The sequence below is a fragment of the Streptomyces sp. Q6 genome, from assembly GCF_036967205.1.
Taxonomy (GTDB): Bacteria; Actinomycetota; Actinomycetes; order Streptomycetales; family Streptomycetaceae; genus Streptomyces; species Streptomyces citrinus.
Map to the genome: position 1 here is coordinate 189,685 of NZ_CP146022.1, position 17,668 is coordinate 207,352.

19 protein-coding genes and 4 pseudogenes are annotated in these 17,668 nt (G+C 68.4%); 13 read left to right on the forward strand and 10 right to left on the reverse strand.

The features are described 5' to 3' along the window. Window positions 1-10: 10 nt before the first annotated feature. The 3 genes from V2W30_RS00990 (at window position 11) to V2W30_RS01000 (ending at window position 1,796) form a co-directional block, all read left to right on the forward strand. On the forward strand, window positions 11-469 hold the full coding sequence (locus V2W30_RS00990; RefSeq protein ID WP_338692796.1) for a helix-turn-helix domain-containing protein: 459 nt from the start codon (window positions 11-13) through the stop codon (window positions 467-469). A 191-nt stretch (window positions 470-660) separates the two neighbouring features. Continuing rightward, a complete protein-coding gene (locus V2W30_RS00995; RefSeq protein ID WP_338692798.1) occupies window positions 661-1,227 on the forward strand; it encodes a dihydrofolate reductase family protein in 567 nt (188 codons plus the stop codon). Between the two features lie 224 nt (window positions 1,228-1,451). After that, complete coding sequence (locus V2W30_RS01000) at window positions 1,452-1,796, forward strand: hypothetical protein (RefSeq protein WP_338692800.1); 345 nt, start codon at window positions 1,452-1,454, stop codon at window positions 1,794-1,796. 89 nt (window positions 1,797-1,885) lie between these two features. On the opposite strand, the gene V2W30_RS01005 is transcribed toward V2W30_RS01000, so the two are convergent. Together V2W30_RS01005 and V2W30_RS41450 are read right to left on the reverse strand one after the other, a co-directional pair. After that, window positions 1,886-2,842, reverse strand: a complete 957-nt coding sequence (locus V2W30_RS01005) for an ankyrin repeat domain-containing protein (protein ID WP_338692802.1) — start codon at window positions 2,840-2,842, stop codon at window positions 1,886-1,888. Beyond that, window positions 2,839-3,252: pseudogene (locus V2W30_RS41450) on the reverse strand (hypothetical protein); the annotation flags it as partial. The pseudogene V2W30_RS41450 and the gene V2W30_RS01005, both read right to left, overlap by 4 nt. 429 nt (window positions 3,253-3,681) lie before the next feature. Here V2W30_RS41450 and V2W30_RS01010 point away from each other — a divergent pair. From V2W30_RS01010 to V2W30_RS01020, 3 genes are all read left to right on the forward strand, one after another. After that, window positions 3,682-4,116 (forward strand): SRPBCC domain-containing protein, encoded by a 435-nt coding sequence (locus tag V2W30_RS01010; protein ID WP_338692804.1) that lies wholly within the window; start codon window positions 3,682-3,684, stop codon window positions 4,114-4,116. A 10-nt stretch (window positions 4,117-4,126) separates the two neighbouring features. Further along, on the forward strand, window positions 4,127-4,483 hold the full coding sequence (locus tag V2W30_RS01015; RefSeq protein WP_338692806.1) for a metalloregulator ArsR/SmtB family transcription factor: 357 nt from the start codon (window positions 4,127-4,129) through the stop codon (window positions 4,481-4,483). Window positions 4,484-4,706: 223 nt separating this feature from the next. Then, window positions 4,707-5,216 (forward strand): hypothetical protein, encoded by a 510-nt coding sequence (locus V2W30_RS01020; protein ID WP_338692808.1) that lies wholly within the window; start codon window positions 4,707-4,709, stop codon window positions 5,214-5,216. A 239-nt stretch (window positions 5,217-5,455) separates the two neighbouring features. Here the strand turns inward: V2W30_RS01020 and V2W30_RS01025 are convergent, their stop codons facing one another. Next, the gene (locus V2W30_RS01025) at window positions 5,456-6,127 is read right to left on the reverse strand and encodes a TetR/AcrR family transcriptional regulator (RefSeq protein WP_338692810.1); all 672 of its coding nucleotides are present in this window, start codon (window positions 6,125-6,127) and stop codon (window positions 5,456-5,458) included. 133 nt (window positions 6,128-6,260) lie between these two features. On the opposite strand from V2W30_RS01025, the gene V2W30_RS01030 reads away from it, so the two are divergent. Further along, on the forward strand, window positions 6,261-6,689 hold the full coding sequence (locus V2W30_RS01030) for a Dabb family protein (protein WP_338692812.1): 429 nt from the start codon (window positions 6,261-6,263) through the stop codon (window positions 6,687-6,689). A 240-nt stretch (window positions 6,690-6,929) separates the two neighbouring features. Then, window positions 6,930-7,427 carry a hypothetical protein gene (locus V2W30_RS01035; protein WP_338692814.1) on the forward strand — a complete coding sequence of 166 codons (498 nt, stop codon included), beginning with the start codon at window positions 6,930-6,932 and terminating at the stop codon, window positions 7,425-7,427. A 19-nt stretch (window positions 7,428-7,446) separates the two neighbouring features. Here the strand turns inward: V2W30_RS01035 and V2W30_RS01040 are convergent. Further along, window positions 7,447-8,384 (reverse strand): annotated as a pseudogene (locus tag V2W30_RS01040) (IS5 family transposase); the annotation flags it as partial. Window positions 8,385-8,503: 119 nt separating this feature from the next. On the opposite strand from V2W30_RS01040, the gene V2W30_RS01045 reads away from it, so the two are divergent. Together V2W30_RS01045 and V2W30_RS01050 are read left to right on the forward strand one after the other, a co-directional pair. Further along, a complete protein-coding gene (locus V2W30_RS01045; RefSeq protein ID WP_338692816.1) occupies window positions 8,504-8,782 on the forward strand; it encodes a hypothetical protein in 279 nt (92 codons plus the stop codon). Window positions 8,783-8,857: 75 nt separating this feature from the next. After that, window positions 8,858-9,226, forward strand: a complete 369-nt coding sequence (locus tag V2W30_RS01050; protein WP_338692818.1) for a hypothetical protein — start codon at window positions 8,858-8,860, stop codon at window positions 9,224-9,226. On the opposite strand, the pseudogene V2W30_RS41455 reads toward V2W30_RS01050, so the two are convergent. Then, window positions 9,217-10,811, reverse strand: a pseudogene (locus V2W30_RS41455) (ISL3 family transposase). The gene V2W30_RS01050 and the pseudogene V2W30_RS41455 sit on opposite strands and share 10 nt — an antisense overlap. Window positions 10,812-10,876: 65 nt before the next feature. After that, window positions 10,877-11,362 carry an Asp23/Gls24 family envelope stress response protein gene (locus tag V2W30_RS01065; RefSeq protein ID WP_338692820.1) on the reverse strand — a complete coding sequence of 162 codons (486 nt, stop codon included), beginning with the start codon at window positions 11,360-11,362 and terminating at the stop codon, window positions 10,877-10,879. Window positions 11,363-11,834: 472 nt separating this feature from the next. Between V2W30_RS01065 and V2W30_RS01070 the strand changes: the two are divergent. Then, window positions 11,835-12,814: pseudogene (locus tag V2W30_RS01070) on the forward strand (IS110 family transposase). Here V2W30_RS01070 and V2W30_RS01075 read toward each other — a convergent pair. Further along, on the reverse strand, window positions 12,807-13,292 hold the full coding sequence (locus V2W30_RS01075; RefSeq protein ID WP_338692822.1) for a hypothetical protein: 486 nt from the start codon (window positions 13,290-13,292) through the stop codon (window positions 12,807-12,809). The pseudogene V2W30_RS01070 and the gene V2W30_RS01075 overlap by 8 nt on opposite strands. Before the next feature lie 691 nt (window positions 13,293-13,983). Between V2W30_RS01075 and V2W30_RS01080 the strand changes: the two genes are divergently transcribed. Continuing rightward, complete coding sequence (locus V2W30_RS01080) at window positions 13,984-14,940, forward strand: IS481 family transposase (RefSeq protein WP_338692824.1); 957 nt, start codon at window positions 13,984-13,986, stop codon at window positions 14,938-14,940. 83 nt (window positions 14,941-15,023) lie between these two features. After that, window positions 15,024-16,145, forward strand: coding sequence for an IS630 family transposase (locus tag V2W30_RS01085; RefSeq protein ID WP_338692551.1), 1,122 nt, complete (start codon window positions 15,024-15,026; stop codon window positions 16,143-16,145). A gap of 17 nt (window positions 16,146-16,162) precedes the next feature. On the opposite strand, the gene V2W30_RS01090 is transcribed toward V2W30_RS01085, so the two are convergent. From V2W30_RS01090 to V2W30_RS01100, 3 genes are all read right to left on the reverse strand, one after another. Further along, window positions 16,163-16,564 (reverse strand): hypothetical protein, encoded by a 402-nt coding sequence (locus V2W30_RS01090; protein ID WP_338692552.1) that lies wholly within the window; start codon window positions 16,562-16,564, stop codon window positions 16,163-16,165. Between the two features lie 114 nt (window positions 16,565-16,678). Continuing rightward, window positions 16,679-17,029, reverse strand: a complete 351-nt coding sequence (locus tag V2W30_RS01095; protein ID WP_338692826.1) for an ANTAR domain-containing protein — start codon at window positions 17,027-17,029, stop codon at window positions 16,679-16,681. A gap of 61 nt (window positions 17,030-17,090) precedes the next feature. Then, on the reverse strand, window positions 17,091-17,447 hold the full coding sequence (locus tag V2W30_RS01100) for a PRC-barrel domain-containing protein (protein WP_338692828.1): 357 nt from the start codon (window positions 17,445-17,447) through the stop codon (window positions 17,091-17,093). Between the last annotated feature and the right edge of the window lie 221 nt (window positions 17,448-17,668).

Consider the following 17,668-nt stretch of genomic DNA (forward strand, 5'->3'; position numbering starts at 1 on the left):
GGGAGGTGTCATGCCGCGCACCACCACGCGCGCCTCGCAGCCGGACTGGACCGACCCGGACTGCCCTGTCGCCCGCACGGTCGACCTCGTCGGCGACCGGTGGAGCCTTCTGGTCATCCGCGACGCGATGGACGGGGCGCGGTCGTTCACCGAGTTCCAGCGGCGCACCGGGATCGCCCGCAACATCCTCACCGAGCGTCTGCGCAAGCTCATCTCGTACGGGCTTCTCGCCCAGCGCACCGCGCCGTCGGGCCGCCGCCAGGAGTATGTGCTCACCGACGCCGGCCGCGACCTCTTCCCCGTCGTCGTCACCCTGCGGCAGTGGGGGCAACGCCACGCCTTCGCCCCCGGCGAAGCCCACTCCACGCTGGTCGATGAACACGGCACTCCCGTACCGGACATCGTCCCGACCGGCGCCGACGGCACTCCCCTGGACAGCGAGACCACCCGCGTCGAGAAGGCCCGGTAGGCGGACCGCCTTCGGGTGCCTTCAGAGCTGACGCGGTCGAGGTCCAGATCAGCCGACTTGTCCGCGTCGACCGAGGGCACGACCCTGAACTCCGAGCACGAGGACTACCGGCGCTCCCTGACCGCACATGGATGAGTTTCCCGCGTCGCGCCGGTCCGCACGACGGACACCCATGAGCGGAAGGCTGGGCCATGCGGAAATTGATCTACGGCATGAACCTGTCCCTGGACGGCTACATCGCCGCGGCCGGGGACGACATCAGTTGGGGCGGGCCGCCGAGCGACGAGCTGTTCCAGTGGTGGCTCGACCACGAGCAGGCGAGCAGCCTGTCCCTGTACGGGCGCAAGTTGTGGGAGACGATGAGCTCCTACTGGCCGACCGGCGACCAACAGCCGGGCGCCACTCCTGCGCAGATCGAGTTCGCGCGGACCTGGCGCGACACGCCGAAGGTGGTGTTCTCCTCGACGATCGACAAGGTCGACTGGAACACCCGCCTGGTCAACGGTGACGCGATCGCCGAGATCACCCGGCTCAAGGCCGAGGACGGCGGCCCCATGAGCATCGGCGGCGCGACCCTCGCCGGGGCGGCCCTGCGCGCCGGACTGATCGACGCGTACGAGATCGCCACGCATCCGGTCCTGGTGGGCGGCGGCACACCGTTCTTCGCCACGCTGGACAGCTGGGTGAACCTGAACCTGGTGGAGACACGGACGTTTCCCGGCGGCGTGGTCCTGACCAGGTACGAGACGAGGCGCTGAGCAGCAACACCACGCACCGGCGGATACGCGTCAACGAGCGAGCGGGATCCGTACCACCTACGGCCCTGCCTCCGCGCCCGCGACAGGACGTGGGCGCGGAGGCGGCCGGAGGCGGTTCGACCGCCGGGTCGTCCAACCACCCCTCCGGCGAAGGACATTGACGAGACAACCCGGCGACGGGAGGATCGGAAGCTTCGACGCCGGCCGGCGAGACGGGGTTCATCGTGGGTGAGGACGGTAAGCCGGATTCCTCGGACGCGGACATCGATCGGCGGTTCGCCGCCATCGTCCGAGACATGGCCACTGACGTGGAGCCCGAAGAACGCGCCGGTCATACTCGGCGAGCCATGTCCGCGGGCGAAGTCAAGCCGATGTGGTACCTGGTCCCGCTGCGGATGATCTGCACGATCACGTTCTTCATGACCCTGTCCACGTGCATCGCGGCCTATGGCTGCGTCATGACCGACGCGCGATGGGGCACGGCCACACTGATCAGTTTCTGCGTGGCGGTCGGAAGCGCTGTCTGCCGACGGGCAGCCAAGGCAAGGTACGACCGACGCGACTGGTAGCGGGGATACAGGCGGCGCGAGACTCGCAGGCGAAGGTTGCCGCTCGCACCGGCCCGTTCAGCGCCTCAGAGTCCCAGAGTCTCAAAGTCTCAAAGTCTCCAATGGTCGCGCTCTGGCAGTCGCACCCAAAGATCGGGACGCCCGACGATCGCGCGCGCATCGACCAGGCGCAGGCCGGCGAAGGCGCACGAGTAGGCCACCGCGTTGCAGTAGTAGAGGTAGGCGGCCAGGACTTCCTCGGAGGTGTTTCCCTCCTGCGGCTCACCACCCGGGTGCAAGTCCCAGGCGGAGACGGAACCATCACGGGAAATGCTGCCTTGATCACCGCTCTTGGGGTTGGCGTACAGGCCGTAGCAGACGGTCCCGACGGACAGCCGGGTGAGGACGCCCGGCATCCGTGGCGCGTATCCCCAAGGCTGGCTCACGACGCAGCCACCCGCCACGGACGTCACTCCGACGACCTGGAGCGCTTCGTCCACGTCGTACGCGTACGGGTCCTCCAGCAACTCATGAATGTCTTCGTCCGACGTGGGCGTCGCCTCCAAGCGGCGCACCGCTTCGGCCGCGTCGATCCCAGTGACGCAGGCCAGCCCCGTGCCCTCGGCATAGATGTCGCCGAGTGCTCCGACGAGCCGCACGGCCTCCTCGGCTGCCGCGCGCTCCGTACCGCTCAGCCGCTGACCGGAAGGAACGCTGAACAAGCCTGGTTTCGGCCCGGCCAGGCTGAGCCGACCTGGCGACCAGCCACCGATCGACTCCCGCCAGGGGTCGGCCCCGGCGGCGACCAGAGCCCGTGCGTTGTCGGGCTTCCGGGACACGACGGCCTCCCACAGCGCCGTCACTCCGTTCTCCAGGGCGTCCACGTCCGCAACTCGCCGAGCCAGCTCCGCGACAACCTCCGGAGAGCCGGACGCCGCGGCCCGATGGAGAGGCCGTCCCCCACTCCATGCCTCCGGGTCGGCACCCCGATCGAGGCGTCGGCGGACGTCCTGGACGTCGGCCCAGTCCCAGCCGATGCCAACCCAACCTTCAGCCTCTGCCGTCACTCTGCTCCTCCAGCACCGATCCGGATGGCTCCGCGGGAGCCCGCACGACCACACGGTGGCACGCACCTCTGACATACCCGCCGTGCCGGGAGGATCTCCCGCGCGATCCGCGCGAGGTCATCGCCGGCGCCCCCTGTGCCTGACCTCCTCACGACGGATCCGCCGCACGAAACCGTCGGACGAGTTCGGTCGTGGCGACACCGGCCGTGTACCTCACCAGGCGCAGCTTCCCGGCGTCGGCCACTGGGCCGAACACGTCCTTGATCGCGCCCACCGAGGATCGCGTCCACCGAGAAGTCGTCCCCATGCACGACCACGTCGATGCCGTGCCGAGGACGGAACTGGTTCGAGAGGCGATAAGGCGCGTCTCGGAGAACCACATCGACGTACCGGCACGCCTCGATCGCGGCGACCCGCTCCGGCCGGCGTCCCGATGGGTCTGCGCTTGTACCTGGCGGCGACCTCGTCCGACAGCACCCCGACGCTCAGCCTCTCCCCGAAGGCACGCGCGGCTCTGAACAGCGCGACGTGCCCCGGGTGGGACAGGTCGCCGACCATGTCGACGTAGACGTTTCCACGATCCGCCGTGGCTGTCGCCCTCTCGACGGTCCCGGGCCGACCAGGACTGGTCCGACCGCTCCGCTCCGTCAACGGGGCGTCAGTGCGTCGGTACGGATACCCGAAGCGGCCGCCCATGAAGGCTCACACTCGTGGTCCTGTCACGAGCTCCGAGGCGCGAGATCCAGCGACACGCAACCCGGCGGTTGCGCATGACGTGCTGTTGTGCAACCATGAAGTTGCACATCCAATTGAGGCAGAGGACAGCGAGGGAGTACGCCATGACCAACACCCGCATCGAGCGCGAAATCGTCATCGCGGCAGCACCGGAGAAGGTCTGGCCGCTCGTGGCCGAGCCCGGGTTCTGGGCGACCGACGACGAGAGCGTGCGCGGCACACAAGCCACGGAAGGCCAGTCCCTGATCGCCCGGCATTCCGAACACGGCGCCTTCCCGATCCGCGTGGAGAAGACCGACCCGCCGAACTACCTGGCGTACCGGTGGGTGAGCGCGTTCCCCGGCGAAGAGCTGCGCGAGGACAACTCGACGCTCGTGGAGTTCACCCTGACCCCCGAGGGCGAGGGCACCCGGCTGCGCGTCGTGGAGAGCGGATTCGACGCCCTGCCGACATCCGAGGACAACCGCCGCAACGTCATCAAGGACCACACCGGCGGATGGGAGCAGTGCCTCGACACTCTCGCCGCACGGGCCGCGTGACCCCACCGTGGTGGATCTCCCTTCCCCCGACGGCGACGTCGTCGACAGCGTCCTGACCGCCCTCGCCGATCCGACTCGTCGTCAGATGCTGGACCTGCTCTCGTCGCAGGGCCAGGCCACCGCGACCACGCTCGCCGGCGGCCTTCCCATCTCGCGTCAGGCGGTGGTCAAGCACCTGGCAGTTCTCGATGCGGCCGGACTGGTCGGCAGCGTGAAGGTCGGACGCGAGGTGCGCTTCACCGTACGCCCCGAGGCGCTCGACGCCACGGCCCACTGGATGGCCTCGCTCGCATCCGACTGGGATCGCCGCCTGGCGAGGATCAAACGCATCGCGGAGGCGGCCGAGGGGGAAGCGCACCAGCAGTGACCGCGCGGGCCTGCCGGCTCGGTCTGGACACGACACCCTTGAGGCGTGGCCGCGAACGACCAGAAGGTGTCGCGCCAGGACGAGGCCGGAAGCGGCTCGCGGCCACGCCTCAAGCGATCCACCCTCCCCAGTGCCCTCCAAGGCGCGCCCGCGTCCGCATGACGCCCCGCACCGACCCCTCCCCCGCACCCACTCCGCCCACACCCGTGGAGGGAAGACCACGATGGACACCATCACGCTCCAGGACGCCTATCGAGCACTGCTGGACGCCGCGGCCACCGTGGCCGCATGCGACGACACCCGACCCGCTCCGCCGGACGGCGCATGGGACGCCGACCAGATCCTGGCGCACGTCGCCCTCATCGACGCGGCCACCATCAGCGCCGTCTGCGCCGCCGCCACCGGAGCGACCACGACGTACGACAACCGCACGGCGCAGGACACCTGGACCCTCGACCGCGTCATCACGCTCGCCGGCGGCAACGTGGGGCTGCGCAACCGCATCCGAGTCCAGGCAGACGCCTTGTGCGCACTCGCCGGCCCGATGCTCAGCGAGACCGAGCGCAACACCCTGGTACCCACCCTGCTCCTGTCCAACGGAAAGGTACTGGTCGATCAGCCCGTACGCCTGGCGGACCTGATCGCCGGGCTCGCAGACGCCGAGCTTCCCGGTCACACGCGGCAACTCCTGGCCCTACTGCCGGAAGACGCCGCGAAGCAGACCACGCCTTGACCCGCCGGTCCCCCAGTGGGCCACCGCCTACGCTGGCAGGTTCGCCTCGAACGGCCTCTCCGTCACCGACACCATGGCGCCCGAGCAAATGGCGAAGGACCTGCAACGGCTGTCCCTCCCCTGCCAGGCACCGGGGTGAGAGCCGGACGGCATGGGCTCCAGCCCGACCCACTCGGCATTCGTCACCTCACCCCGCCCCACGCCAGGCACAACGAGTCGGCGATCAGGCAGTCACATGATCAGCCGGATACCGACTGGACACCTTCGCTGCCGTAGGCCCGCAAGAACGTGTCCACCGCCGACCACGCGATCTCCCGCGTCTCGGCGACCCCCACCACCCGTGTGCCGAGCCGCGAGCGGGCCTCCATGGGGCCGGTGAGCAGGGCGAGGAACTGCTCGGCCGCACGCGCGGGATCCTCGGTGCGCAGCCATCCGGCGAGTGCCAGGCGTGCGAACCGGTCGGCCAGCGCCTCGCCGAGCCGCCCCGCCGTACGCGCCTGCACGACCTCCGCCAGGTCGGGGAACGCTGCGAGCTGGGCATACGTCAGCGCCCGCAGCGCACCGGCCCGTTCACCGCAGCACACCTTCAGCAGCCGGTACGCGGTGTCCTCCAGCCGGGCCCGCAGATCGTCGCCCGGCTCGCGCAGCCGCTCGACGACAGCGAGGTTCTCCGCCATGACCAGGTCGGCCGCGGCCGCCATCGCGTGCCGGAACAGATTCTCCTTGTCTCCGAGATGGTTGTAGACGGTCGGCTTGGCGACGCCGGCCTCGTCGGCGATCTCCCGCACACATGCCTGCGCGTATCCGCGCCGCGCGAACACGTCGAAGGCGGCGTCGAGGATGGCCTGCCGCTTGTCGATGCGCCCCCGAGGGGCGGGGCGTCCGGCGGCGGCCGTGGTCACTGGCGTCACGGCGGCAGACTACCGCCGCCCCGGGCCGAGTTGAACCCGCTGGTTCATTTTCCGGAACCCGTGTTATCCGACCAGTCGGACCATTAACTTGAACCAGTGAGTTCAGATTGAGGAGATCCGAAAGGAGCGCCACATGATCGTGAACACCCTGCGATTCAGCTTCAAGGACGGCACGTCGGAAGCGGACAAGGAGGCGGTGCTCGCCGCGATGCGTCGGACGGCGAGCACGGAGCCGGTCGCGTTCGCGACCGTCGGCCGGTACTTCGGCGACCCCGCCGAAGGCTTCACGCACGTGTACTGCGCGGGCGTCCCGAACCTGGCCGCTCTGGAGCGCTACCTGCACGAACCGGCGCACATCGAAGGGGACTGGCTGATCATCCCGCACCTTCAGCAGCTCGCCGCGTTCCGCTTCTCGGACGATCCCGACCCGGATCTGGACGCCAGGATCCTCGCCCTGCACACCCACAAGGTCGAGATGTACCCGGAGTGGGGCCGCCTGCTGAACGCGATCCCGGGTGCGAAGGGGGCATTCGGCGACGGCACCGCCCGACGGGCGAGCTGAGTCGTGTCCGGCGGATCGGGTCGCAGGCGCGGGTCCGACGCGACCTGATCCGCCGGACGGGCCCTAAGAGCCCGTGTGATGTCGTGATCAATCGGCTGCCGGGCGGAGAGCCGGGGAGTCCCCTTCGAGGAACTCGGCAGGGAAGCAATCGCGGAGGACCGCCCGTCAGCGGCCGGTTCGCCCGTTCCTGCTCGCTGCGGCGGGGTATCCACGATGACGGGCAGGGCCCATGATGGCGGCATGGCTGCCGGCGAAGACCTGCTCTGGGACGCGGACGACAAGAGCATGCAGATGGTTCCGCGGCTCCGGCGCATCGGGGTGACGGCCGGCTGCCTCGGCTTCCTCGGCCTGCTGCTGTGGACGGACTCGAACGCCACATGGGTCCTCTACGCAGGTGTCCTCTACCTGCTCGGGGAGATCGCGTACTGGGCGTGGGACCGACGGCGTCTGGTCGAGGCGCGCGTTGTCCCGGGCGAAGCCGACGGCCCTGCCAGACTCCGCCTCCGCCGCGTCGGCGGGCGGATCACCGAACACGACCCCCACCACGTAGCCCGTGTCCTCCTCATCCACGACAACGTCCTGGACCTGGCGAAACTCCGCCTGAGCCTGCACGGCAGACAGCTCCTCTTCGGACGCCCGGGCCGCCCCCCGGCCCTCACGACATGGCGCCACACATGCCCGAAAGCCAAAGTCGGCGACAGAGCCGCCCATTGGGGCATGCCAGGAATCCCCGACTAGGGCCTGTGTGACGTCGTGATCAGGTGGTTGTCTTCAGGAGGTCGTTGATCCAGATCATCGAGGCGCGGAGGTGGAGGCCGGCGAGGTAGCTTTCGGGCATCTTGTCGTATCGAGTCGCGATGCCCCGCCAGGCTTTCAGCTTGTTGATCAGGCGCTCGACGGTGTTCCGTTCCTTGTAGAGATCGGCATCGTGGCATGTGGGCCGGCTACCCCGGCTGCCCTTCTTCTTCCTGTTGGCGGCCTGGTCCTTCTTCTCCGGGATGACTGCCTTGATGTTGCGTTTGCGCAGGTAGGCGCGGTTGGCGCGGGATGAGTAGGCCTTGTCCGCGGCGACAGCCCCAGGCCGGGTCCGGGGACGGCCGACCGGTAGACGGACCCGGACCTTCTGCTGCAGCACGGGGACGAACTGCGGGCTGTCGGCGGCCTGCCCCGCGGTCAGGACGAACGACAACGGACGGCACTTGCGGTCCGCGGCGAGATGAACCTTGCTCGTCAGCCCGCCACGGGACCTGCCAAGCAGGGCTTCCTTCAGGCGGAGTCTGCACCGCCGCCTGATGCGCCGCTGCTCTTCCCGCTCGGGGCCGGCACCGCTGTCCTGCCCGTTCTGTTCCGGCGGGCCGCCCCCTTTTGCCGGGCCCGCTCCTGCTCGGCGGCGGCTTCCTCGAGAGCGTCCATGACCTCCCTGCCGATGCATATCCCGGCAGCGTCGTGGTGAGCGCGGGCGGTGGTGGAGTCCACGCCGACCAGGGACAAGTCAGCCTTCCCCTGGCGGGCGGCTTCAGAGATCACGCCTTCCAGCAGTGCGGTGAAGACGCCGGCGTCCCTCCAGACCCGGAAGCGGCCGTAGACCGTCGGCCACGGGCCGAACTCACCTGGCATCTCCCGCCACTGACTACTGGTACGGAACCGCCAGATCACCCCCTCGAACTGCTCACGCAGCCGCTCGGGGGACGGACCGTTGGCTTTGTTCACGAGAATGGGTTCTGGTCCAATTCTTGTGGAGCCTCACGGATAGTGATGTCAGTGGTGTGTGGTGGGATGGCCGGACTCTGCTGTTGATCCGCTGGGAGACCGTTGTGACGTCCTCGTATCCGTCCCTGACTCGTGCCTTGGCCGAGGCTTTGGTCGATGCCCTGTGGTTCATCGACGGCAGCGAAGACGAGCAGATGGATCAGGACGACGCGGTCAAGGTCATGGAGGGCGTTGCCCACGTGGTCAGCACGCTGCCGAGTGATCAGCAGCAGGAGCTGATCGCCCTGCTCGGGGAGATGGCAGCTGCCGAGACCAACCCCGCTCGCCGTGAATTCCTGGAGGAGTTTCCGGAGGGCTTCGGGCTCATCGACGATCTGCCCTGAAGGATCTCAGCCTGCTGTGCAAGGCAAGCACCAAACCGTGCGGTGGCGGGTGATCCTCCACCCAGACTCATCACCATGAACTCGACGATGTTGGATAGCGGCATGGTGAGACGCAAGAAGGAGAAGAAGAAGCGGCCCGCCTGGGGCATTCCGAAGGGGATCTTCCTGATTGCGACGCCGGAGGGCTGGCGCACCAGCGTCCTCACCGAAAGCGGAAATCTCTGCGGTCGGCTGGACGTGCCGATCAACACCGACCCGCAGGACGCGCGGGCCGCAACGGCGGTGATGGTGACGGAACTCACGCGCGACTTCCACGACACCGACGTCGAGGTGAGCTGGGATCCGCCCCGGGAGCCTTGGTCATCGACTGCCCAAGTCACCCTCGCCGCCGATGACGAACCGCCTTCGCCGGAGCCGAATGGTAAACGGCAAACTCAGGAATAGAGCAGGACGCGCTTGCGGAGGAGTTCGAAGCCGGCTCGGCCGAACATCTGACGCTTCAGCATCTTGATCCGGTTGACATGGCCTTCGACGACTCCGGAGTTCCACGGCTGCGAGAGTCCGGCGATGACGGCGTCGAGGTCGCCTTCCAGGTGCCGGGCGAATCGCTGGAGGCTGGGCAGGTCGGTGGAGGTTGCCGCTTCGATCCATGCCGGCAGTTGGTGGCCCTGCAGCTGGGTGAGCGTGTGGGCGAAGGAGCGCACATGCTCGGTGAGTGCGTCCAGTTCGGGGCAGCCGGCCAGTACGGCCTTGAGCTGGAGCCGGTCGCTCTCGGCCAGGGCGTCGGGGCGGGTGAGGATCCAGCGGGTGACGGCGCGGGTGGATGGCGTCCGGGGCCGACCGGCTGGGGCTTGCCACGTAGGTTCCGTCTGACGTAGGCGCGGACGTTGCCGTAGCCGTCCGGGTAGCCCTGTGCCTTGATCTCTTCCCACAATTTCCAGGCGTTGGTGCAGCCTTCCTGCCATCGCTGGTCGAGGTAGGGCTTGTAGGCGTCGAGCTCGGTGAGGCGGCTTTGCCACTGTCCGGTGAACAGTTGCTCCGGCTCGGTGGCGCGGGAGAAGCGGAGGACGGTGTTGAGGCCCATGCCGAGCTGCCGGGCGATGGCCCGCTTGCTGTGACCGGCGGCCAGCAGCGCGTGGATGGCGGAGTGCTTAGCGCGAGTGCGTTCGGCGAACCGGTGGCCCGTTGGCCACGGCGAGGACGCGGGCGACTCCGACACCTGGTCTGCCACCACCGGTGATTCGGGTGCAGGTCGCAGGCAGGCACGTTGCCGGTAGACGCACTTCTCGGCGGTTTCCCCGAGGTTGTGCCAGAGATGCCATCGGTCGGCGACCTGCACGGCTTGAGGAGCGCCGCGGGTAGCGCCCTCCGCGTAGAAGAGGGCCCGGTCCCGGCAGATGATCTCGATTTCGGGTCGTTCGGACAGCCAGGCCGCGAGGGTGTCTGCTTCCCGGTCCGGAAGGAGGTCCACCGGACGGCGTGTCTCGACGTCGACGAGAACAGTTCCGTAGATCCGGCCCCTGCGCTGAGCGTATTCGTCGACGCCCAGCACGCGCGGCGTGGCGGTGGGCGGATCCGGCAGCGAGGTGATCAGCCTCAGCAACGTGTTCCGGCTGACCCGTACGCCGAAGGCGTCGGACATTCGGGCGCCAGCCCGTCCCGCGAGCGCGAGACCGACGGATACGAGCGTCGATCGCAACCGTTCAGTCCGACGCCCGAACCGACGGGTGAGTTCGGGCACCTGCTCGGCAAACGTCTTGCGCGGGCAGGAGCCCTCCACGCAGAGGAACCGACGCACCCGCAACGACAGGACGACAAGCTTGCCTGACGTGGGTAGATCACGGGGAAACCGCGGGTAGGAGCCGTGTATTCGACTCGACCAGCACCCGCAGCCCGAACAGGCTGCCCGCCTGGCCGTGGACTGGGCCTCCACTCTTACGACAGCGTCAACTACGTCGACCGACTCCACCGACATGTTCTCCACCGAACCGAACAGCAGCTCTTCCAGCTGCGGCTGCACGTTGTTCACGGCGCAGAACTGTCGATCAACGCTTTGCGCGACAGGCTTCAGGAACTCCCGGCCGCCCCGGAGCGCTATTGCAGCCGTCCCTCGCCCGACCGTTTCGTGTCCTCCTCGGGCAGGTGCACGTCGTTGACGGAGATGTTCACTTCGACGACTTCGAGGCCTGTCATGCGTTCCACCGCCGCGATCACGTTCTCGCGCACATCCGCGGCGACGTCGGTGATGCTCACGCCGTACTCCACGACGATCTCCAGGTCGATGGCGGTCTGCTTCTCGCCGACCTCGACCTTGACGCCGCGCCCCGCGCTGGAGCGTCCCCCGGGGACCCGTTCCCGCATCGCACCCATGGTGCGGCTGAACCCGCCGCCCAGTGCGTGGATTCCGGGCACTTCGCTTGCCGCGATCCCCGCGATCTTCTCCACGACTCCGTCCGCGATCGTCGTCCTGCCGCGGGTCGCCGCCGGGCCCCTGGCCCCGGCGTGCAGCGTCGTGCCGACGGCGGTGCGGGGCTCGTCGGGTTGGGCGTTGTACTGTGTCTGGCTGCTCGGCTCTGTCACGTCGACGCCACCTTCTTGGAATTTCACGGACTCTCGGCCCCCGAGCGACCTGCGGTCGCCGCATGCTGTACCGGTCTCCAAGTACCGTGTAGCACAGCGAGCATGCACACAGGTACCGCCAAATCCCGCTCGCCGTCCAGCACTTGGGAACGGGCGGAGCCTCGGCCGACGTGCGGCGCAGGATGGGGACCGGTCCGAGAGTACGGACGTCCTGGTCATCGGCGGGGCCGCCGTCGCTCAGCGCGGATGGCTGCGGGGAGCGGACCTTCTTCGTCCGATCGCCCGGTGCCCCCCGTTACCTTTTCCGTGGCTCCGCAATGGGGCCTCCGGCCTTCGGGTCCGGCATGACTTCCCCCCCCTTGTTGTTCATGATCCGGGGGGGGGTGGTGTCACCGGGTCCGGAGGCATCGACGGACCGCTGATGAGGGGCTTGAGCACCGGCTTCACCCGAGCCGGAAGAGCTCTCCGTAACGTGGATGTGGCAGCTCGGTGCCGAGGCAAGGCCGGACGAAAGCGTGAGTGGAGGGGCCTGCACGTGATCGACACCGGCGACATCGACGTCTTCCTCGGCCTGGACGTCGGCAAGGGCGAACACCACGCCACCGCCGTCACCCCGGCCGGGAAGAATGGCGAGGACGAGACGATCGCCGAGCTGGAGATGATCGTCGGGTTCGACGACGACCTGGCCGGTGAGGCCACCCGCGTCGCCAACCGGCTGCACGGCCTGCTGACCCAGATCCATCCGTCTCTGGAACGGGTGCTGGGACCGCGGTTGCAGCACCCTGCCGTCCTGGCCTTGCTGGAGCGGTTCGGCTCACCAGCACAGATACGCAAGGCGGGCCGTCGGCGGCTGGTCACGCTGCTGCGGCCGAAGGCGCCGAGGATGGCCGAGCGGCTGGTCGAGGAGATCTTCGCCGCGCTGGACGAGCAGGCCGTCACCGTTCCGGGGACCGAAGCGGCCGCGTTGATCGTCCCGAGTCTGGCCGGATCGCTCGCCGCCGTGCTCGATCAGCGCAAGCTGCTGGCCGGGCGGATCGAGGAACTGCTGGAGGACCACCCTCATTCGAAGGTCCTGACGTCCATGCCGGGCATCGGCGTCAGGACCGGAGCCCGCATCCTGATCGAGGTCGGCGACGGCAGCACCTTCCCGACCGCCGGCCACCTCGCCGCATACGCCGGACTCGCCCCGCGACCCGCAGTTCCGGGTCGTCGATCCGCGGTGAACAGCCCTCCCGGAGGGGAAACAAGCAGCTCAAGCGGGCCTTCTTCCTCTCCGCGTTCGCCGCTCTGGGTGACCCGGCATCGCGGGCCTACTACGACAAGAAGATCGCCCAGGGCAAGCACCACACCCAGGCCCTGCTCTGCCTCGCCCGCCGCAGGGCCGACGTCCTGTTCGCGATGCTCCGCGACGGAACCTTCTATGAACCGCAGCCGTCGGCCGCAGTCACCTGACCTGCGGGTCTGCGAGGAGGACGATTCGATCGGCCTCGACGTCGAAGCCGATCACCGGATGGCCATCGTCGCCCTCCGGGTCCATCAGCACGGGCTTACCCAGCCGCCGACCGATCTCCCGGAGGAAGTCGCAGAACACATCCAGTCGCTCCTGGCCCTGCAACTCCCGCAGGTCGACGTCGAAGTCGACTTCATCGGCAGCATGGAAGCGGAAGATCGCCAACACGTCGGCAGTCGGCCAGACATGCAGGTCCGGGCACTCGGCATCCGCCGGGCGGGACAGCACGGCCTCCGCCCGGGGCACTGGAAGCACCGTCTCTCCCTCGGAGTACTGGCGCTTCCAGCCCTTCTCTGCGACAAGATCAAGGACCGTCTGCCAGTCCTCCACCGAGGCATCCGGGACACGCACGTCCGGCAGCGACCCCATCAAGTCCGGGTCGAAGAAGCACTTCACGTCATCCCACAGCAGATCAGCCACCCCGCCATGCTGCCCCGGCTCACCGACTCGACGCACCCCCCGTTTCCCTTGACCAAAGTCATAGGGGCCCCCCGGAGGAACCTGGAGACGGTGCCGCCAGGGACGCGGATGATCGAGCTGACCGGTTGCGCATTCCAGCTCACGGGAGTCTCGGACGTTCCAGGACCGGATGGACCGGATGGACCGGGTGAGCCGGATGGACCGGATCACCTCATGGATCTTCTTTCCAGTGCCCTGGCGCCTTCCCCACGACGTGCGGCAAGGCATCACGTCGACTCTCGCCGACCCTGCCGGGCGGGATGCTGTGACGGCCGGACCCGTGCCGTCGAGGGAGGCCGCGGACGGTGGCCGGTTCGCCGGTGACGGCACCGGGAGCGGAGTCCCTCGCGAAATGTCCCACCGTCGCCGTCGGACCGCGCCGATCTCGTCCGGAGGCCCGGCCAGAAGGAAGGCAGGAGGAACAACCATGGAGCTGCCGGGTTTGCGAGCCGCGGCGCGGGCTACTCGGTTCGAGCGTTCGAGGCCGGCCCGGACGAAGGCACCGGCAAGTTGGGACAACAGCTACTGGTGCCGCCCTCGGCCGCCGCTAGCTGTATTGATCACGAGCGTTGTTGACACTGGCGGGTCTTGAACATGGCGAAGACCTCCGATGTGGTGGAGGTGTCTAGGACTGCACCACACGGAGGTCTTCGTGTCCCACCGTAATGCCCGGCTGACCGTGCACGGCAGGCGCCTGCTGGTCGAACGTGCCGCGTCCGGCCGTCCCGTCGCCCATGTCGCCGCCGAGATGGGCATCTCGCGGGCGACCGCCCATAAATGGCTCCGGCGGTGGCGAGCCGAGGGCGGGGCGGGCCTGGCCGACCGCTCCAGCAGGCCTTTGACGACACCGCACCGGACCCCGGCGAGTATCGAGGCCGACGTCTGCCGGCTGCGGACCGACCGCAAGCTCGGGCCGGCCCGGATCGGCCCGATCCTGGGACTGCCCGCCTCGACCGTGCACCGCGTTCTGACCCGCCACCGGCTGAACCGGCTGTCCTGGATGGACCGGCCGACCGGCACCGTGATCCGCCGTTACGAACGCGACCGGCCCGGCGAACTGATCCACATCGACGTGAAGAAACTCGGCCGGATTCCCGACGGCGGCGGCCACAAGGCCCTGGGCCGCCAGGCCGGCCGCGTCACCCGCAACAACATGGGTTACGACTACATCCACTCGGCCGTCGACGACCACTCCCGCCTCGCCTACAGCGAGATCCACCCGGACGAGAAGGTCGCGACCTGCGCGGCCTTCCTCACCCGGGCCGCCGCGTTCTTCGCCGAGATGGGCATCACCCGCATCGAACGCGTGCTGACGGACAACGCCTGGGCCTACCGCAAGGGCCTGGCCTGGAAGAACGTCCTGGCCGAACTCGGCGCGAGTGGCAAGCTCACCCGCGCCTACCGGCCCCAGACCAACGGCAAGGTCGAACGCTTCAACCGCACCCTGCTCGAGGAATGGGCCTACCTGCGGCTCTACACCTCAAACGACGAACGCACCGCGGCCCTGGCAGACTTCCTGCACACCTACAACCACCACCGCAGCCACACCGCACTCGGCGGCCAGCCACCCATCACCCGCGTCAACAACCCTGCGGGTCAATACAGCTAGTGCCCTGACCGGGAAGGTTCGCCGGGTTGTTGGTGGTGGCGGTTGGATGTGCGGTGACGTCCGATCCGACCGTTGGGGGTGCGGTGGCTGAGCCTGTTCGGGTGCGCAGACTGACTGACCAGGAAGGGCAGAAGCTGCAGCAGATCGTGCGCCGGGGCAGCACCAGTTCGGTGCGGTACCGGCGGGCGATGATGCTGCTGGCCTCGGCCGGCGGGAACCGGGCACCGGTGATCGCGAAGCTGGTGCAGGCCGACGAGGACACCGTGCGCGATGTGATCCACCGGTTCAACGAGATCGGCCTGGCCTGCCTGGACCCTCGGTGGGCGGGAGGCCGTCCCCGCCTGCTCGATCGTGATGACGAGGACTTCGTCATCCAGACGGCCATCACCCGCCCCACCAAGCTCGGCCAGCCCTTCACCCGCTGGTCGCTGCGCAAGCTCGTCGCCTACCTGCGGAAAGTTCACGGCCGGGTGATCCGCATCGGCCGCGAGGCGTTACGTGGCCTGCTCGCCCGCCGCGGCGTTACCTTCCAGCGCACCAAGACATGGAAGGAGTCGCCGGACCCGGACCGCGAGGCGAAGCTGGACCGGATCGAAGAGGTCCTTCACCGCTTCTCCGACCGGGTTTTCGCCTTCGACGAGTTCGGCCCGCTCGGGATCCGGCCCACCGCCGGCTCGTGCTGGGCCGAACGAAAGCGCCCCGGCCGACTGCCCGCCACATATCACCGCACCCACGGGGTGCGCTATTTCCATGGCTGCTACTCGGTTGGGGACGACCGCCTGTGGGGCGTCAACCGGTGCAAGAAGGGCGCCGCGAACACGCTGGCCGCGCTGAAGTCGATCCGTGCCGCCCGCCCCGACGGCGCACCGATCTACGTGATCCTGGACAACCTGTCTGCCCACAAGGGCGCCGACATCCGCCGCTGGGCGAAGAAGAACAAGGTCGAGCTGTGCTTCACCCCGACCTACGCCTCGTGGGCAAACCCCATAGAGGCCCACTTCGGACCGCTGAGACAGTTCACCATCGCCAACTCCCACCACCCCAACCACATCGTGCAGACCAAGGCTCTGCACGCCTACCTGCGCTGGCGCAACGTCAACGCCCGCCATCGTGACGTCCTGGCCGCCGAACGCAGGGAACGCGCCCGCATCCGCAGCGAGAAGGGCATCCGATGGGGCGGACGCCCGCTCACGATGGCGGCCTGACCAGATGTTCCGGCGGGTCAGACAACCAGCGCCGCGTGCAGCGCATCGAATGCTTCACGAAGTTCCAACGTGGCGATCGGATCGATCTCCATCTGCAAATGACACACGCCGTCGTCGCCGTTGGGAGTCAGACGCACGAAAAAGGCGAAACCGTCCCCGACGGGCTCCGCCTTCAACGTCATCGGATTGCTCCGGCCCGGAGTCACCGCCACCGAAAAGCGTCCACCCGACGGCGCGCGCAGGTGAGAGAGCACGCGGGCCGCGAAGTCCATGACCTCCGCAGCGCTGACATCCGCGGTGAAGTCAGCCGTCAGCCACGAGCACCAATCGGCAGTGACCTGCCAGGTGTCGCCATCGGTCCGAGCCAGTTCCACCCACACGTCGTCGCTGCCGAGGCGTATCCGCGGTAGTTCCATCATCGCCCTCCGACATCCGAGCCTGGGCTCAAGATCCTATGAGGCAGATCTCCCTCATCGGAAGCCATCACGCCATCCACCGCCCGCTCAACCCGGCGAACCTTCCCGGTCAGGGCACTAGCGGCTGTCGAAGCGTTCCAGCGCGCGCCGCAGCTCGCCGCATATCTGTTCGAGAGTCGGACGCGGACAGTCCCGTCCCGTGGCCACCAGGGCCGCGGCCACGTCGCGGAGCTTGACGTTGCGATGCTGCGAGATGTCCACCAGCAGGCCCCAGGCCCGCTCACTGGAGCAGTGCGCCAGGACCATGATCATGCCGCGCGCCTGGTCGATCATCGCGCGGCTCACCATCGCCCTGTTCAACTGCTCGTTCTCCACGCGGAGTTCGTGGATCTCGGCGATGAGGGCCGCCTCTCGTGCCGCAACCGTGAACAGCAGCGGCCCCTCGTGGGCCGTGGCCGATTCGTGCATGGTGCATACCTCACAACGCAGAGACGACAACCGTGGCTCAGGCCCCGGCGGGCCACAGGCCCTATCGGCGGGCGAGTTGCCGTTCCCCCGCCGTGCCGAGCTCGTAGGGCAACCCGTAGTGCTTGAAGATCGCTTCCTCGCCCTCTGCGGGCAGGACGTCGTCGACACCGATCGAGGGGGCCGTCTTCACCAGCGCTTTGGCATAGGCAACCTTGAGGTAGCCAGGGCCCGCTGTCGCGTCGCCGAGAGGGACGAAGAGCAGGCGACGCCGGGTGGGCAGTCCGGTGCGTACGGTGGCCATGGTCGGTTCGTCGGTGGTGGTGTCCACATAGACCGCTTCGAGGACACCGAGTTTGTGCGCCGCGGAGTCGACGACTGCGAGGTCGCGCCATTCCCGGACATCGGCTGCGTGAATCACGATGGCTCCCTCCCCGTAGGGGCTGTGTGGTCGGCGGATCACTCGTCGCCGGTCGGCGCCCTGGGATCGCCGTAGGGCTCGGCACGGAATTCGGTGCCCCTGACGCTGCCGTCCGGCATGCCGGGGCAGGCGGTCCTCGGGTCACCTGTGGTCTTCGTGGTCCCGTCGGTCCTGGCGGAGTCGGCGCCCTCGGTTCTGGCGCCGGTAGCGGCGGTCCCAGC

Coding starts and splice junctions, on each gene's coding strand:
- V2W30_RS00990 (WP_338692796.1), top strand. CDS start 11: ATGCCGCGCACCACCACGCGCGCCTCGCAGCCGGACTGGACCGACCCG.
- V2W30_RS00995 (WP_338692798.1), top strand. CDS start 661: ATGCGGAAATTGATCTACGGCATGAACCTGTCCCTGGACGGCTACATC.
- V2W30_RS01010 (WP_338692804.1), top strand. CDS start 3,682: ATGACCAACACCCGCATCGAGCGCGAAATCGTCATCGCGGCAGCACCG.
- V2W30_RS01020 (WP_338692808.1), top strand. CDS start 4,707: ATGGACACCATCACGCTCCAGGACGCCTATCGAGCACTGCTGGACGCC.
- V2W30_RS01030 (WP_338692812.1), top strand. CDS start 6,261: ATGATCGTGAACACCCTGCGATTCAGCTTCAAGGACGGCACGTCGGAA.
- V2W30_RS01035 (WP_338692814.1), top strand. CDS start 6,930: ATGGCTGCCGGCGAAGACCTGCTCTGGGACGCGGACGACAAGAGCATG.
- V2W30_RS01050 (WP_338692818.1), top strand. CDS start 8,858: ATGAACTCGACGATGTTGGATAGCGGCATGGTGAGACGCAAGAAGGAG.
- V2W30_RS01090 (WP_338692552.1), bottom strand. CDS start 16,564: ATGATGGAACTACCGCGGATACGCCTCGGCAGCGACGACGTGTGGGTG.
- V2W30_RS01095 (WP_338692826.1), bottom strand. CDS start 17,029: ATGCACGAATCGGCCACGGCCCACGAGGGGCCGCTGCTGTTCACGGTT.